General features: G+C 69.5%; 16 protein-coding genes. 11 read left to right on the top strand and 5 right to left on the bottom strand.

What is annotated here, in order from left to right; genetic code table 11:
- Positions 1–26: 26 nt before the first annotated feature.
- Both EL338_RS23415 and EL338_RS23410 read left to right on the top strand, forming a co-directional pair.
- Positions 27–1,283, top strand: a complete 1,257-nt coding sequence (locus tag EL338_RS23415) for a cytochrome P450 (protein WP_126335924.1) — start codon at positions 27–29, stop codon at positions 1,281–1,283.
- Positions 1,284–1,293: 10 nt separating this feature from the next.
- Positions 1,294–1,482 carry a ferredoxin gene (locus tag EL338_RS23410; RefSeq protein ID WP_126335923.1) on the top strand — a complete coding sequence of 63 codons (189 nt, stop codon included), beginning with the start codon at positions 1,294–1,296 and terminating at the stop codon, positions 1,480–1,482.
- A gap of 117 nt (positions 1,483–1,599) precedes the next feature.
- Here the strand turns inward: EL338_RS23410 and EL338_RS23405 are convergent, their stop codons facing one another.
- On the bottom strand, positions 1,600–2,415 hold the full coding sequence (locus EL338_RS23405) for a thioesterase family protein (RefSeq protein ID WP_126335922.1): 816 nt from the start codon (positions 2,413–2,415) through the stop codon (positions 1,600–1,602).
- Positions 2,415–3,239, bottom strand: coding sequence for an SMP-30/gluconolactonase/LRE family protein (locus tag EL338_RS23400; RefSeq protein ID WP_126335921.1), 825 nt, complete (start codon positions 3,237–3,239; stop codon positions 2,415–2,417). Before EL338_RS23400 ends, EL338_RS23405 begins: the two co-directional genes overlap by 1 nt.
- 90 nt (positions 3,240–3,329) lie before the next feature.
- On the opposite strand from EL338_RS23400, the gene EL338_RS23395 reads away from it, so the two are divergent.
- The 7 genes from EL338_RS23395 to EL338_RS23365 are packed head-to-tail and all read left to right on the top strand — an operon-like array spanning position 3,330 to position 10,204.
- Complete coding sequence (locus EL338_RS23395) at positions 3,330–4,034, top strand: NIPSNAP family protein (protein ID WP_126337069.1); 705 nt, start codon at positions 3,330–3,332, stop codon at positions 4,032–4,034.
- Positions 4,035–4,038: 4 nt separating this feature from the next.
- Positions 4,039–5,268 carry a cytochrome P450 gene (locus EL338_RS23390; protein WP_126335920.1) on the top strand — a complete coding sequence of 410 codons (1,230 nt, stop codon included), beginning with the start codon at positions 4,039–4,041 and terminating at the stop codon, positions 5,266–5,268.
- A 3-nt stretch (positions 5,269–5,271) separates the two neighbouring features.
- Positions 5,272–6,249: a zinc-binding dehydrogenase gene (locus EL338_RS23385; protein ID WP_126335919.1), complete on the top strand. Its 978-nt coding sequence runs from the start codon at positions 5,272–5,274 to the stop codon at positions 6,247–6,249.
- A complete protein-coding gene (locus EL338_RS23380; RefSeq protein ID WP_126335918.1) occupies positions 6,246–7,031 on the top strand; it encodes an HpcH/HpaI aldolase family protein in 786 nt (261 codons plus the stop codon). Before EL338_RS23385 ends, EL338_RS23380 begins: the two co-directional genes overlap by 4 nt.
- A 1-nt stretch (position 7,032) precedes the next feature.
- Complete coding sequence (locus EL338_RS23375) at positions 7,033–7,767, top strand: SDR family NAD(P)-dependent oxidoreductase (protein WP_126335917.1); 735 nt, start codon at positions 7,033–7,035, stop codon at positions 7,765–7,767.
- 5 nt (positions 7,768–7,772) lie between these two features.
- On the top strand, positions 7,773–9,281 hold the full coding sequence (locus tag EL338_RS23370) for a flavin-containing monooxygenase (RefSeq protein WP_126335916.1): 1,509 nt from the start codon (positions 7,773–7,775) through the stop codon (positions 9,279–9,281).
- Positions 9,278–10,204, top strand: coding sequence for an alpha/beta hydrolase (locus EL338_RS23365; RefSeq protein ID WP_126335915.1), 927 nt, complete (start codon positions 9,278–9,280; stop codon positions 10,202–10,204). The genes EL338_RS23370 and EL338_RS23365 overlap by 4 nt, the downstream gene beginning before the upstream one ends.
- Before the next feature lie 5 nt (positions 10,205–10,209).
- Here the strand turns inward: EL338_RS23365 and EL338_RS23360 are convergent, their stop codons facing one another.
- Positions 10,210–11,010 carry a hydroxymethylpyrimidine/phosphomethylpyrimidine kinase gene (locus tag EL338_RS23360; protein WP_126335914.1) on the bottom strand — a complete coding sequence of 267 codons (801 nt, stop codon included), beginning with the start codon at positions 11,008–11,010 and terminating at the stop codon, positions 10,210–10,212.
- 135 nt (positions 11,011–11,145) lie between these two features.
- Between EL338_RS23360 and EL338_RS23355 the strand changes: the two genes are divergently transcribed.
- Positions 11,146–12,582: a DHA2 family efflux MFS transporter permease subunit gene (locus EL338_RS23355; protein ID WP_126335913.1), complete on the top strand. Its 1,437-nt coding sequence runs from the start codon at positions 11,146–11,148 to the stop codon at positions 12,580–12,582.
- 27 nt (positions 12,583–12,609) lie between these two features.
- Here EL338_RS23355 and EL338_RS23350 read toward each other — a convergent pair whose 3' ends face one another.
- Positions 12,610–13,086: an SRPBCC family protein gene (locus EL338_RS23350; protein ID WP_126335912.1), complete on the bottom strand. Its 477-nt coding sequence runs from the start codon at positions 13,084–13,086 to the stop codon at positions 12,610–12,612.
- Between the two features lie 135 nt (positions 13,087–13,221).
- Between EL338_RS23350 and EL338_RS23345 the strand changes: the two genes are divergently transcribed.
- Complete coding sequence (locus EL338_RS23345; RefSeq protein WP_126335911.1) at positions 13,222–14,433, top strand: cytochrome P450; 1,212 nt, start codon at positions 13,222–13,224, stop codon at positions 14,431–14,433.
- 8 nt (positions 14,434–14,441) lie between these two features.
- Here EL338_RS23345 and EL338_RS23340 read toward each other — a convergent pair whose 3' ends face one another.
- Positions 14,442–14,861 carry a TIGR03668 family PPOX class F420-dependent oxidoreductase gene (locus EL338_RS23340; protein WP_235666264.1) on the bottom strand — a complete coding sequence of 140 codons (420 nt, stop codon included), beginning with the start codon at positions 14,859–14,861 and terminating at the stop codon, positions 14,442–14,444.
- Positions 14,862–14,869 lie beyond the last annotated feature (8 nt).

The raw sequence follows: 14,869 nt of genomic DNA, 5'->3' as shown, positions 1-14,869 counted from the left end.
ACGCGCGGCCAGGAGGGAGACATCCAGTGACGGTCGCCGACGCGCCGAAGGCCCGCGAGTACAGCTCGCACGACATCACCTCGCACGACTTCTGGAGCCAACCGTTCGACGTGCGCGACCAGACGTTCGCCCGCCTCCGCCAGGGCGACGGGCTGAGCTGGCATCCGCCGCTGCCCACCCTGTTCGACCTGGAAGAGCCCGGATTCTGGGCGCTGACCCGGCGCGAGGACATCGTCTTCGCCAGTCAGCATCCGGAGCTGTTCACCTCGGCGCGGGGCGTGGCCCTGGACCCGATGCCCGCCGAGATGCAGCAGGTGGCGGCCTTCTTCCTGGTGATGGACCCGCCGCAGCACACCACCTACCGGCGGCTGATCAGTTCGGCGTTCACCCCGCGCAACCTGCGCCGCATCGACGAGCAGATCCACGCCAACGCGGTCAAGATCGTCGACGACCTGGTCGGGGTCGGCGACGTCGACTTCGTCGAGGCGTGTTCGGCGCGGCTGCCGATGACCACCATCTCCGACATGCTCGGGGTGCCCAAGGCCGATCAGCCCGCGCTGGCCGCGGCCGCCGAGAAGTTGTTCAGCATGAGCGACGACGAGTACAGCACGCTCGAGGAGCGCGCCATGGACACCATCAACGAGATCATGCTGATCTCCAACACCGGGGTCGAACTGGCCAAGTTCCGGCGGGCCAACCCCGGCGACGACCTGATGACCAGCATCGTCAACGCCGAGGTGGACGGGCACCGGCTCACCGACGAGGAGATCGGCGCATTCCTGATCCTGCTGGCCTCGGCGGGCAACGACACCACCAAGCAGACCACCACCCACGCGATGATGGCGCTCGCGGCCAACCCCGAGCAGAAGCAGTGGCTGCTCGAGGACTACGACGCCCGGATCGGTTTGGCCACCGAGGAATTCGTGCGGTGGGCCACGCCGGTGCTGCAGTTCGCGCGGTTCGCCACCGAGGACGTCGAGGTGGGCGGGCAGTTGATCTCGGCCGGCGACAAGGTGGGCCTGTTCTACTGTTCGGCCAACCGCGACGAGGCGGTGTTCGACAACCCCGGCAAGTTCGACCTGTCCCGCTCGCCGAACCCGCAGGTGGGCTTCGGCGGCGGGGGCCCGCACTTCTGCCTGGGCAATCAGCTGGCGAAAACCGAACTGCGCCATCTGTTCCGGGAGTTGTTGACCCGGCTGAAGCGGGTGGAGTTCGGCGAACCCGACCTGCTGTACAGCAGCTTCGTGCACGGCGTGAAGCGGCTGCCGGCGCACATCCAGTAGCGGGGCCGGTATGCGCATCGCCGTCGACCTGAACAAGTGTGTGGGCCACGGGATCTGCGAGACCATCGCCGAGGACGTCTTCGAGGTCCAGGACGAGGGTTACGTGGTGATCACCGAGCCCGAGCGTCCCGAGAGCGATCGAGAGCGGATGGCAAAGGCCGTTGCCGAATGCCCCGCCGGAGCGCTCTATTTCCCCTGACACCCAGTTTCCCTGAGCCACCCCAGCGCGAGCGTGCGCAAAACACGTAGATTCTGCGGCGTGTCGGCCGGGGACTCGCACGCTCGCGGTGGGGGGAGGGGTGGGCAGGTGTCGCGCTTACCTGGTGGGCCGCGGGCGCACCAACACCGACTGCTGAATGGCCCCCACCGGTCCCTGCTCGTCGAACAGCGTGCCCAGCGTCGCCCCGATTCCGTCCGGGCCGTAACTGGTCTCGGCGCGGATGCCGGTCCACTCACCCTCGGGGATCCGGTGAATGTGCACGGCCAGATCGGTGTTCATGAACGTCCACTTGCGGATGTCCAGCTTGTTGCCCAACCCGTTGGCGTCATCGGCGACGGTGAACAACCGCTGCAGCGGCGTCAGCTGCTCGTCCTTCACCAGGTCCACTAGCGGCCGGATCCAGGACTCGCCGGGGCCGTCGTCCAGCGGGCTGGTGAGCCAGCGCCAGTCCAGGCTGTGCACGTAGTTGCGGTCCCAATCCTTGCGCATGTCACGGGCTTTGGCCGCCGACAGCGGCGGCAGCGGGCCGGCCGGCGCGTGCCGCAGCGCATCGGTGTCGAGGGTCTGCATGCGCCAGCCCGTCGCGGTCGCCACCGGACGCGGGGTGCCGTCCTTGCCGGGCCCCAGCATCTCGGCGCTGACCAATTCGATCTGCTTGCCGGCCCGCTCCACCTTCGACCGCACCCAGATGTCGCCCTCGGCCGGGACGCCGCCCAGCAGATCGACCACGACGCGGGTCAGCCGGGTGTCGTCGCGCCGTTCGCAGCGCTCCAGCGCGCGGGCCAACAACGCGGACACCGGCGCCCCGTGCTGGATGCTGGCCGACCAGGTGCTGCGCACCAGATCGGTGGCCGCGAACCGCTCCCCGTGGGTCCCGTCGGCGTCGACAAGTTCGTAGTAGCAGTCCGACATCACGGCCACCCCGCCCCGGGCACGTCGACGGTGACGGCGTCCAGCCGCGAGTTCTTGGTGCCGCGCAGCCGCTCGGGGTAGGCGTCGGTGCTGGACAGCAGGAACAGCGTCCGTCGCTCCGGACCGCCCAGCGCGCAGGCGATCGCGATGCGGTCTCCCACTTCGATCCGGTCGGTGACCGCGCCGCCCTGTTCGATCCGGTCGAAGCGGTGGCCCAGCGTCATGGCCGCCCAGACCCCGCCCTCGGCGTCGAGCGCGATCCCGTCCGGCGGCGCGTCCAGACCGTCGGCGAACACGCGGCGCTCGGAGAGACCGCCGGCGTCGTCGATGCTATAGGCGGTCAACCGCCGGCCCACCGACTCGGCGACGATCAGGGTCGCGCCGTCGTCGGTGATGACCATGCCGTTGGGGAAGTCGAGGTCCTCGGCCACCACCCGGGCGCTGCCGTCGCGGTCGAGGAGGATGATCACCCCGTCGCCGCGTGCCTGCGACCCGATGTACGCGCGGCCGTGGGCGTCGACGACCATGTCGCCGAGGTTCGCCCTGGCCAATTCGGAGAGGTCCGCGAACCCGGTGACGTCCTCGCCGTCGTAGTGCAGGACCTGCCGTTTCTCGCTGGAGACCACCAGCAGGCAGCCGTCCGGGCAGAACCCCAGGCCCGACGGGTCGTGGCCGGCCATGGGCAGTGTTGTCATCGCCCCGCCCAGGGTCACGGTGTGCACCGCCGAGCCCAGCATGTCGGAGAACCAGAGCAGCCCCTCGAACCAGCGGGGACCCTCGCCGAAGCAGAAACCGTCGGCCAACTTCGTCAGCGTCAACTCCATTGCACCGAACCGCCTCGCTCACCTTTACAAAACACGCAACAAGTGTCACGCTCGCTGGGTGTCACTGTCAACAGGGTCCCGGTTATGAGCATGAAGAAGTATTACGGCCACACGCTGCTGTACCTCCACGAGACCATCGATTTGGGCTCGGGGCGCAGCGACGAGTTCACCGCGGCGTTCACCGAGATCTACCAACCGATGATGGAGCAGCTCGGCGCCCGGCTGTTCACCCTCTGGGAAACCACCCCGTACAACGGGCACTGGCCGCAGGTCACGATCATCTGGGAGATCGACGCGTTCGCCGACTACGCCCGGATCGGCCGGGAGCAGGCCCGCGGCGGCAGCCACGCCGAGCCCGCCGCGCGGTGGCAGCAGTACCTCGCCGGGATCGGGGCCCGCGGGGAGGGCCGGATCATGTACGCCGGGAAGTACAACAAGACGCTGGCCCAGCTGCAGGAGGCCAACTTCGGTGCGGGCCTGGTGATCCAGGAGATCATGCAGACCAAGCCCGGCCGGCAGGACGACTACATCCGGGAACTGGAACGGCTCTACGTGCCGTGGTCGGAGTCCACCGGTAAACGGTGGCTGGGCTCGTTCATCACCACCTTCCGGTTCAACGAGGTCATCCACTACTGGGCGCTCGACGGCGACTGGGACTGCTTCGAGAACCACTACCCGTCGTGGAAGGATCAGCCGCCCGCCGAGATCGTCACCTGGATGAGCGTGGCGCCGGCACTGCGCGACGGCTGGGAGGATTCCATTCTGGCCGCCCTGCCCCCCTCGCCATTGCAGTGACCTCATGAATCAGCCCACCGCACAGGTTCTTTCCTACGATCCGTTCGATCCGGACGTGATGGCCAACCCGCTGCCCTACTACCGGGTGCTGCGCGACGAGCATCCGGTGTACTACATCCCGAAGTGGGATACCTACGCGCTGTCCCGGTTCGAGGACATCTGGGAGGTCCTCGGCCTCACCGACGGCACCTTCGTGGCCTCGGAGGGAACGCTGCCGGCGGCCACCGTGCTCGAACACCACAACGACGGGCCGGTTCCGGATCCGCCGTTGCACCCCATGCCGTTTCACGCGAACTTCGATTCGCCGATCTACGAGAACGTGCGCCGCTGCACCTCGGCGCAGTTCCGGCCGCGGTCGGCGGCCAAGCTGGCCGAGCGGATCCGCGCCCTGGCCAACGAGCGCCTCGACGAACTGCTGCCCCGCGGCCGCTTCGACCTGACCCAGGACTACGGCGGCATTGTCGCGGCCTCGATGGTGTGCGAATTCGTCGGCCTGCCGGTGGATCTGGCCGGCGATGTGCTCGCGACGGTGAACGCCGGCAGCCTGGCGCAACCCGGGCAGGGCGTCGAGGTGGGTAACTCCCGGCCCGGCTACCTGTCGTATCTGACCCCCATCATCGAACGGCGCCGCGCGGCCGGCGCCGACGGCAGCGTCCCCATCGCGGACAGCCTGATCAACTTCACGCTGCCGGACGGGACGACGTTCACCGACGTCGAGGCGGCCACCCAGATGCTCGGGGTGTTCATCGGCGGCACCGAGACGGTGCCGAAGATCACCGCGACCGGACTGTGGCACCTCAGCGCCCACCCGGAGCAACTCGCCGCGGTGCGGGCCGACCTCGAGGCCAACGTGCCCGTGGCGCGCGAGGAGATCATCCGCTACAGCGCCCCGGCGCAGTGGTTCGCGCGAACCGTGCGGCGGCCGTACACCATTCACGGCACCACGCTGCAACCCGGCCAGCGGATCATCACCCTGCTGGCCTCGGCGGCGCGGGACGAGCGCGAGTACCCCGATCCGGACACGTTCCGCTGGAACCGGCCCATCGAACGACTGCTGTCCTTCGGCCACGGCCAGCACTTCTGCCTGGGCGTGCACGTCGCCCGCTTGGAGATCACCATCATGCTGCAGGAGTTCCTCAAGCGGGTGCCGGACTTCCGGATCGACGCCGACGCCGCCTCACGACCGCCGTCGAGTTTCCAGTGGGGCTGGAACTCCATCCCGGTGGAGGTCTAGCCCGTGTGGTCCTACCGCCTGGTGGCGCCCTACACCTTCGAACGCTGCGAACTTCCCGAACCCGACCCGGAATCGCTTGCCGACCAACAGGTCCTGCTGCGTTTCCTGGCCGCCGGCATCTGCGGCAGCGACCTGCCCGGCTTCCGCGGCACCCAGGGGCGGCTGCCCGGCGACACCGGTACCTGCGCCGCGGAGATGAACGGCTTCCCGGCCCACGAGATCGTCGGCGAGGTACTGGCCAGCCGGCACCCCGCGCATCGACCGGGCGAGCGGGTGGTCGGCTGGGCGTCGGGATTCGACGGGCTGACCGGACAGGTGATCGCCGACGGCAACGGGTTGGCGTCCTACGATCCGGCGCTGAGTCCGGCGTACGCGGTGGGCCTACAGCCGCTGGCCTGCGTCCTCTACGCGCTGGAACAGCTGCCCGAGATCGCCGGGCGCCGGGTGGCGATCCTCGGTCAGGGCTCCATCGGCCTGCTGTTCTCCTATGTCGCAAAGGCCTTGGGGGCCGCCGAGGTGATCGGCGTGGACCCGGTGGACCGCGCGGGGTTGGCGGCGCCCTTCGGTGTCGACACGACGGTGCGCGCGACCAGCGACCGCTGGGTCACGCACCTCGATGCGGCCGACCGACCCGAGATCGTCATCGAGGCCGTGGGGCATCAGGTCGCCACGCTCAACGACGCCATAGCGGCTGCGGCCTTCGGCGGCACCGTGTTCTACTTCGGTGTGCCTGACGACGACAGTTACCCCATCTCGATGCGCACCATGCTGCGCAACAACCTGACGCTGCGCTCCGGGGTCACCCTGGACCGCGCCCGCGTGCTCCGTGACGCCGACGAGTTCGCCCGTCGGCACCCCGATCTGCTACCCAACTACATCACCCACACCTTCGCCCCGGACGACGTGCAGTCGGCGTTCGAGCTGGCGTGTCGGCCGGTGCCCGAGCGGGTCAAGATCGCCATCGCGGAGGCGCAGCGATGAGCGCCGCCGGTCGGCTGCGGGAAGCGCTGGCCGACCACCGCCCGGTCTGGGGCGGCTGGGTGATCGGCTCGACCCTGTTCGGACCCGAGGAATTCGTCACGGCCGGTTACGATTACGTCGGCTTCGACACCCAGCACGGGTTCCTGAGCGACACCGATGTGGCCCTGCTGCTGCGCCGCCTCGAACATCTCCCGATCGCCACCGCGGTCCGATTGCCGTCGGCCGATCCGGGTCCGATCGGCCGCGTCCTCGACGCCGGTGCGGACGCGGTGATCATCCCCATGGTGGAGACCCCCGAACAGGCCGCCCGCGCCGTGGCGGCCACCAAGTACGCGCCGGCCGGGGTCCGCAGCTTCGGACCGCTGCGGCCTTCCCTGGGTACGGACACCGCGGCCCTGGAGTCCCGGGCCAACGTCTACGCCATGATCGAAACCGCCGCGGCGTTGCCGAACGTCGCCGAGATCTGCGCCGTACCCGGTCTGGCCGGCATCTACGTCGGACCCGCCGACCTGGCCGTCTCGATGGGGCACCCGGTCTCGGCGATGTGGAGCACCGCCGAGGTCACCGACGCCATCAAGAGTATTCAGCAGACCGCGGCCGCCGCGGGCCTGGTCGCCGGCATTCACGCGGGCGACGGGCGGATCGGAAAAATGGTGGCCGAGTGGGGGTTTCAGTTCATCACGCTGGCCTCGGAATCCCAGGCGCTGCGCCGCGGCGCCGCCGATCACCTGCGCGACGCCGGCGGCGGGCCGGAAGCGGCGCCGCAGAAGGGGTACGCCTGAGATGACCGGTACCGACCGGATCGCCCTGGTCACCGGCGCCGCGCGCGGACAGGGCGCGGCGATCGTGGCCCGACTGCGCCGCGACGGCTTCGCCGTGGCGGCCTGCGACGTGGCCGAGGCCGAACTCGAGGCCACGGTCGCGGCGCTGGACGACCCGGGCGTCATCGCGGTGCCGCTGGATGTCACCTCCGAGGAGCAGTGGCGCACCGCGGTCGAGCAGGTCGCCGCCCGGTTGGGCCTGCTGACCACCCTGGTGAACAACGCCGGGGTCTTGCACCGCGCCGCCCTCGGCGACGAGACCCGCGAGGGCTTCGAACGGGCCTGGCGCGTCAACACGCTGGGGCCGTTCCTCGGCATCCAGGCCTGCCTGCCGGCGCTGCGCGAGGCCCACGGCGCCGCGATCGTCAACACCTGCAGCACCGGCGCCGTGCGGGCGTTCCCCAACCACGCCGCCTACGGCTCCTCCAAATGGGCGCTGCGGGGGCTGACGCAGATCGTCGCGGCCGAACTCGCCGGCACCGGCATCCGGGTCAACGCAGTGCTGCCCGGCCCGGTGGAGACCCCGATGCTCGACGACCGCACCCAGGCGAAGCTGGCGGCCACCTCCGTCAGCGGGCGGCTGGGCCAACCGCGCGAGATCGCCGACGCCGTGGCCTTCCTGGTGTCCGAACACGCCTCCTTCATCACCGGTTCGGAACTCGTGGTGGACGGCGGTCAAACGCTGCAGATGGGATGAGTGCAATGGCGAAGAGCCTGTCGGTGGGCGTCATCGGAGCCGGGCCGGGCGGTCTGGCGCTCGGGATCTTCCTGAAGAAGGCGGGATTCGAGAACTTCACCATCTTCGACCGCGAGGACGGCGTGGGCGGCACCTGGCGCACCAACACCTATCCCGGGCTGGCGTGCGACGTGAAGTCGCACCTGTACTCCTTCTCCTTCGACCTCAACCCCGACTGGTCGCGGCTGTGGTCGGACCAGCCCGAGATCCTGCGCTACTTCGAGGATTCCGCGCGCCGCCACCAGCTGGCACCGCATCTGCGGTTGAACACCGACATCGTCGCGGCCACCTGGGAGCCGGGGACCCGGGCCTGGCGGCTGCGCAGCGCCACCGGTACCGAGCACGTCTTCGACGTCGTCGTGTCGGCGGTGGGCGTGTTCAATCAGCCGCTGACCCCCGATCTCGTCGAGGAAGAGCCCTTCGCGGGCACCGTCATGCACACCGCGAAATGGGACCACTCGGTGCAGATCGCCGGCAAGCGGGTCGCGGTGCTGGGCACCGGATCCACCGCATCGCAGGTGCTGCCCGAGATCGCCCGGCAGGCCGCGCACGTCTACTCCGTGCAGCGCTCACCCACCTGGATCCTGCCCAAGCCCGACCGGCCCTACACCGACCGGGAGAAGTGGATCTTCAGACACGTCCCGCTGGCCAAGCGCGTCTACCGCACCCGGCTCTGGTTGCGCAGCGAGTCGAACATCTCGGTCATCGAGAACGGCAGTGACAAGACCCAGGAGTTCAAGGGGGTCGCGCTGCGCACGCTCGAGGCCACGGTGCCCGACGCCGACCTGCGGGCCCGGCTGACCCCCGACCACCCCCTGGGCTGCAAGCGATTGGTGTTCGCCACCGACTACCTGCAGGCCCTGACCCGGGACAACGTCGAGGTGATCGCCTCCCCGGCCAAGGCGCTGTGGACGCGGTCGCTGGTCACCGCCGACGGCACCGAACTGGACGTCGACGTGGTGGTGTGCGCCACCGGCTACGCCGTCGCCGACTACCTGGGCCAGATCGAGGTGCGCGGCGAGGGCGGGGTCACGTTGCGGGACACCTGGAGCGACGGCGCCTACGCCTATATGGGCATGGCCGTACCGGGTTTCCCGAACTTCTTCATGCTGTACGGCCCCAACACCAACGTCGGGTCCAACAGCGTGATCTTCGTGCTGGAGGCGCAGGCCCGCTACATCGTGCGGGCGTTGCAGCAGATGCGTCGCCGGGGCAAGTCGTACCTGGCGGTGCGTCGCGAGGCGACGGCCGACTACATCGCCAAGATCGACCGGTGGATGGTCGGCACGGTGTGGACCACGCGGTGCAGCAACTACTTCCGGGCCGCCAACGGCCGCGTCGTGACTCAGTGGCCGCGCAGCGCGCGGGCCTTCTGGACGATGACCCGCCGGCTGCGGCTGCGCGACTACAGCTTCGATCCGCAGGGGACACCCGAACCGCTTGCGGTACAGCCGCATTCGGCGGTGTCGCAGTGAACCCGGTGGAGCCGATCGCCCGGCTCGACCCCGCGCTGCGCCCGTTCGCGGAGTTCCGCACGAATCTGGCGCCGGAGGCGCTGGCGGACGTGCGCGCATCGATCGACCAGCGTCGTCGGCAGGCGGCTGCGGAACTCGACACCGCCGGCGTCGAAATCGTGGACCAGCAGGTGCCGGTCGACGCGCGCACCATCGGGGTTCGGATCTACCGCGGCGGCCCGACCCCCGCCCCGGCCGTACTGTATTGCCACGGCGGCGCTTTCGTCCTCGGCAATCTGGACACCGACCATCTGCAATGCGTGGAGTTCGCCCGGCGCGCCGAGTGCACGGTGATCTCCGTGGACTACCGGCTGGCCCCGGAGCATCCGTACCCGGCCGGCTACGACGACGCGGCCGCGGTGCTGCGCTGGGCCGTGGACAACGCCGCCGCACTCGGTATCGATCCCGACCGGGTGGCGGTGGCCGGCAGCAGCGCCGGGGGCGCCCTGGCGACCGGCCTGGCGCAGGCCGCGGCGCGCGGCGCGCTGCCCCCGGTGGTGTTCCAGCTGCTGCACCAACCGGTGCTCGACGACCGGCCCAGCCCGTCCAAGGAGGAGTTCACCACCACCCCGGGCTTCGACGGACCGGCCGCCGAGCAGATGTGGCGGCATTACTCGGGGGCGCTGCCCGCGGCCGCCGTCCCGGGCCGCACCGACGACCTCGACGGCCTGCCAAGGACCTTCCTCAGCTGCTCGGAACTGGATCCGCTGCGCGACGAGGCCATCGACTACGCGCTGCGGCTGCTGTGGTCCGGGGTCGGCACCGAATTGCACGTGTTCGCGGGCACCTGCCACGGGTTTGACTCGATGCTGCCGGGCTGGGAGGTCAGCCGGCAGTTGTTCGCGCTGCAGGGCGCCGCGTTGCGCAAGGCCCTGCACGGCTAGCCGCGCTACTGGGCCGGCGCGCCCTGGTACACCGCGTCGAACGGGGCGTGGCCGCTGATCCGGCCGACGATCCCGGCGGTGGTGAACGCCTTGGCCTGATGCGTCGCCTCGGAGACACCTGCGCCCTTGGCGAGGCCGGCCGTGATGGCCGCCGCCAGCGTGCAGCCCGCACCGCCGACGCGGGCGCTGCCGATCTTCGGTGCCCGCAGGATCTCCACCTCGCCGTCCCCGAAGAGGACATCGACGGCGTCGGCACCGGGAAAATCGACGCCACCCTTGACCACCACGTGGCGCGGTCCGAGGTCGGCGATGCGCCGCGCCGCCTCGACGAGATCCTCGACCGTGGCGATGTCGTCCATACCCGCGAGCGTGCGGGCCTCGAACAGGTTGGGCGTCACGACGGAGGCCAGCGGCAGGATCCGGCGGCGCAGTGCGGTGTCGGTGTCGAGGGCGGCGCCGGGCTCCTGACCCTTGCAGATCAGCACCGGGTCGACCACGACCTGGGACCAGGTCTGGCCGGCCAGCGCCTCGGCGACGACGTCGATGGTGGCGGGAGTGCCCAGCATGCCGATCTTGACCACGTCCAGGTCGTAGGCCGCGGTCGCCGCTTCGATCTGGTCGGCGATCACCTGGGCCTCGACGGGGACGAATCGATGCCCCCAGTCGGCCTTGGGATCGAACGACACGATGCAAGTCACGGTGCCGATGCCGTGGGTGCCGAGCTGCTGGAAAGTGCGCAGGTCGGCTTGTAACCCGGCGCCGCCGGTGGCTTCCGATCCGGCGATGACATAGGCGAAGGCGACCACGGGGACAGCCTAAGACACGCGGGACGCGGCCCCGGCGCGCCGCCGGACGGACAGAAATTCGATTTCCCCACCGGGGGTCGCACCCTTAACCTGGATAGCCGCACTAACGAAGTGCGGCTATCAGGGAGTAGGTCAATGAGTACCGCGCCGATCACGCGAACGAGATCCGAGGGGTCACCACCCGCCCCGCCGCGCGCCGCCGTGATCATCGCGGTGCTGGTGTTCTCCGCGTTCGTGATGATCCTCAACGAAACGATCATGAGCGTCGCGCTGCCCGCGCTGATCGCCGACCTGGACATCACGGCCCGCACGGCGCAGTGGCTGACCAGCGGCTTCCTGCTGACCATGGCGGTGGTGATCCCGATGTCCGGTTCGCTGCTGCAGCGCTTCCCGGTGCGGGGCGTCTTCGTGGGGTCGATGTCGTTGTTCTGTGCGGGCACGCTGGTCTGCGCCCTGGCGCCCGGCTTCGCGGTGCTGCTGGCGGGGCGCATCCTGCAGGCGTGCGGTACCGCCGTCATGGTGCCGCTGCTGATGACGACGGTCATGACGCTGGTCGCGGCCGAGCGTCGCGGGCAGACGATGGGCACGATCTCGATCGTCATCGCCGTCGCGCCGGCGGTGGGACCGACCCTGTCCGGCTTCATCCTCGGCGCGCTGAACTGGCGGTGGATGTTCTGGATCGTGCTGCCCATCGCCCTGCTCGCGTTGGCCGCGGGCCTGGTGTGGCTGCGGGTGGCCGACGAGCGCGAACAACCCGCCCCGATCGACCCCGCCTCGGTGCCGCTGTCGGCGATCGCCTTCGCGGGCTTGGTGTTCGGGCTCTCCGAACTCGGCGGGCACGGCGGTCGGGGCGTGCCCGCGTGGATTCCGCTGACGGTGGGCGCGGTGGCGATGGTCGTCTTCGGGGCCCGCCAGGTGCGGTTGCAGCGGGCCGATCGCGCCCTGCTGGATCTGCGACCGTTCACCTACCGGCGGTTCTCGGTGTCGGTGGGCCTGGTGATCATCGGCTTCATGGGCCTGTTCGGCGCGATCATCATGGTGCCGCTCTACGTCCAGGACGTGCTGGGCCGCAGCGCCCTGGTCGCCGGGCTGATCACCCTGCCGGGCGGGCTGCTGATGGGCCTCGCGGGGCCGATCGTCGGGCGGATCTACGACCGGCACGGGGCCCGACTCCTCGTGGTGCCCGGTTCGGTCCTGCTGTGCCTGTCGCTGTGCGGCTTCGCGCTGTTGTCGGAGACCACGCCCCTCTGGGAACTCGTTGGCCTGCAAACGATCATGATGCTGGGCCTGTCGCTGATGTTCACCCCGCTGATGACCGACGCGCTCGGTGCCCTGCCGGAACGGCTGTACTCGCACGGCAGCGCCATCATGACGACGCTGCAACAGGTCGCCGGTGCCGCGGGAACCGCCCTGTTCGTGACGGTCATGGCGAGGGCGTCGGTCTCGGGTGGGGCCCCGGACATGCCCGGCGTGCACGCCGCCTTCGTGGCCGCCGCGGTGATCAGCGTGACCGCCGTGGCCGCGGCGTTCTTCACCGCCGCGCGCCCGGCGGAAGCGGTGGTTGCGGGTTAGCTCACCCGCCGATCAGCTACCCGCCGATTAGCTGACCGGGACGCCGTCGAGTTCGCGGGTGATCGCGTCGTGGTACCGGTCGATGAAGGCGGGGTTGACGATGCGGAAGAACTTGTCCGGCATCGGGGCGTCGCGGTAGGCCTCGATGGTCATCGTCCGGCTGAACAGCGTGCCGGCACCGGGCTGAGTGAAGTGGTACTGCACGGAGATTCGGCCCTCGAACCCGCCGTTGCCGTCGCGGTCGTGGCCCAGCCGCCCCACCGAGTTGAACATCCACAGCGTGGGGCGCATGGCGATGGCCAGGTGCCAGGTGTAGATGTGCTCCCCGTCGGGTCCGGCCTCCTCCCAGGTGTCGCCGACCTTCAACGGCAGGTCGTCGAGCTTGCCGACGTAGTTGCTGCCCGGATACGTCTTGGTCCAGTTGTTGGGGTTGGTGACGAAGTCGTACACCACTTCGGGCGCATGCTGGAACGACGTTGCTGAGGTGGTGGTCACGATGCCCAAGGGAGTGGCCTTTCTGATTCGGCAGAGCGGGAGCGGTCCGGCGGGACCGACTCCATCGGTGACTTTACAGATCGACGCAAAAATGTCACGCTTTGTTTTCACTCAGGACAGCGGTCCAGACAGGCAGGTCGTTTCGTGGTGGAGCCGGCAGTGGTGTTCGATCCGTTCTCGGAGCAGCACTTCAACGATCCCTACGACACCTACCGTCGGCTGCGCGACGAGGCGCCCGTCTACTACAGCGAGAAGTACGACTTCTACGCGCTGACCCGGCACGAGGACGTCGCACCGGCGTTCAAGGACTTCGAGACCTTCTCGTCGTCGCGCGGGGTCACGCTCGAGGAGATCCAGTCCGGTCAACACGCCCACCAGCCGTCCATCATCTGGATGGACCCGCCCGAGCACCGCCGGATGCGCAGCCTGGTCAACAAGGTCTTCACCCCGCGCGCCATCGGAAAACAGGAGCAGGTGATCCGCGAACGGATCACCCATCACCTCGCCGCGGCCGACCCCGACAACTTCGACGTGGTCGCGGACTTCTCGGCGCTGTTCCCGGTCGAGGTGATCACCACCATGCTCGGCGTCCCGGAGTCGCGGCGCCAGGACGTGCGGATCTGGCTCGAGCTCGCGCTGCAACGCCCGGCGGGCCGCAGCACCATGGACAAGGCCGGCCTGCAGGCCATGATGGACACCGGCGTCCTGTACTACGAGATCATCCAACAGCGCCGCGAGCAGCCGGCCGACGACATGATCAGCGCGCTGTGCGCCGTCGAGGTGCAACGCGACGACGGGACCGCGACGCGACTCGACGACGTGGAGATCGCCGGCTTCTGCACCCTGCTCGGCGCCGCCGGCGCCGAGACCGTCGCCAAGCTGCTGGGCACGGCGGCCGTGGTGTTCGGCCGGCACCCCGACCAGTGGCAGCAGCTGCGGGCCGACCGCAGCAAGATCCCGGCCGCGGTCGAGGAGCTGCTGCGGTACGAGGGGCCGGTGCAGTACGACTGTCGCTACACCCTGAAAGATGTTGAGCGCCACGGCGTCACCATCCCGGCGGGCAGCGCGGTGCTATTGGTGGGTGCGGCCGCCAACCGCGACGAGCGGGCGTTCACCAACGCCGAGCAGTTCGACATCAACCGGGACCGCACCGAGGCGCAGAACCTGGCGTTCGGCTACGGCATCCACAGCTGTCTGGGCGCGGCGCTGGCCCGCTCGGAAAGCACGATCGCCCTCGACCACCTGCTCGACTTCATGCCGCACTATGTGGTGGAGGTCGACAAGCTTCAGCGGGTCGCCATGACCAGCGTGAACGGCTACTCGAGCGTGCCGGTGCGCGTCGTGGCCGGCAACTGAATCAGAGTTCAGCGGCCGGTCCACGAGGCCCAGGTCTGCACCTCGATCTCGATGACCGGGCCGTCCAGCGAAACCGACTCGTACTGAGGGTATTTGGCGCGCAGCAGCTCGCGGCCCCGGTGTGCCACGGGGCCGTCGTCGTGCACGGTGGCCCGGCCGTCGGCGCGGACCCACCACAGCAGCGCCCAGTCCTCGCTGTAATGGTCGACGAGCACGCTGACGGCGGGCCGGTCGGCGATGTTGGCCAGCCGCCGCAGCCGGGTGCTGGATTTGGGCTTGCCGTCGACGGCGGTGAAGACGTGTCGGTCACCGACGGCGAACACGATCGGGACCAGGTGCGGTTGGCCGTCGGCGTCGACCGTGGCCAGCCGCGCCACCCGGGCGTCGCTGAACGCCCGCAGCACCGCCTCGTCGATTCCCTCGGTCACCCGACCAG

The sequence above is a fragment of the Mycolicibacterium chitae genome (assembly GCF_900637205.1).
Classification (GTDB): domain Bacteria; phylum Actinomycetota; class Actinomycetes; order Mycobacteriales; family Mycobacteriaceae; genus Mycobacterium; species Mycobacterium chitae.
Note: the sequence above shows the minus strand (reverse complement) of the source record. Positions and strands in the feature narration are given on the sequence as shown.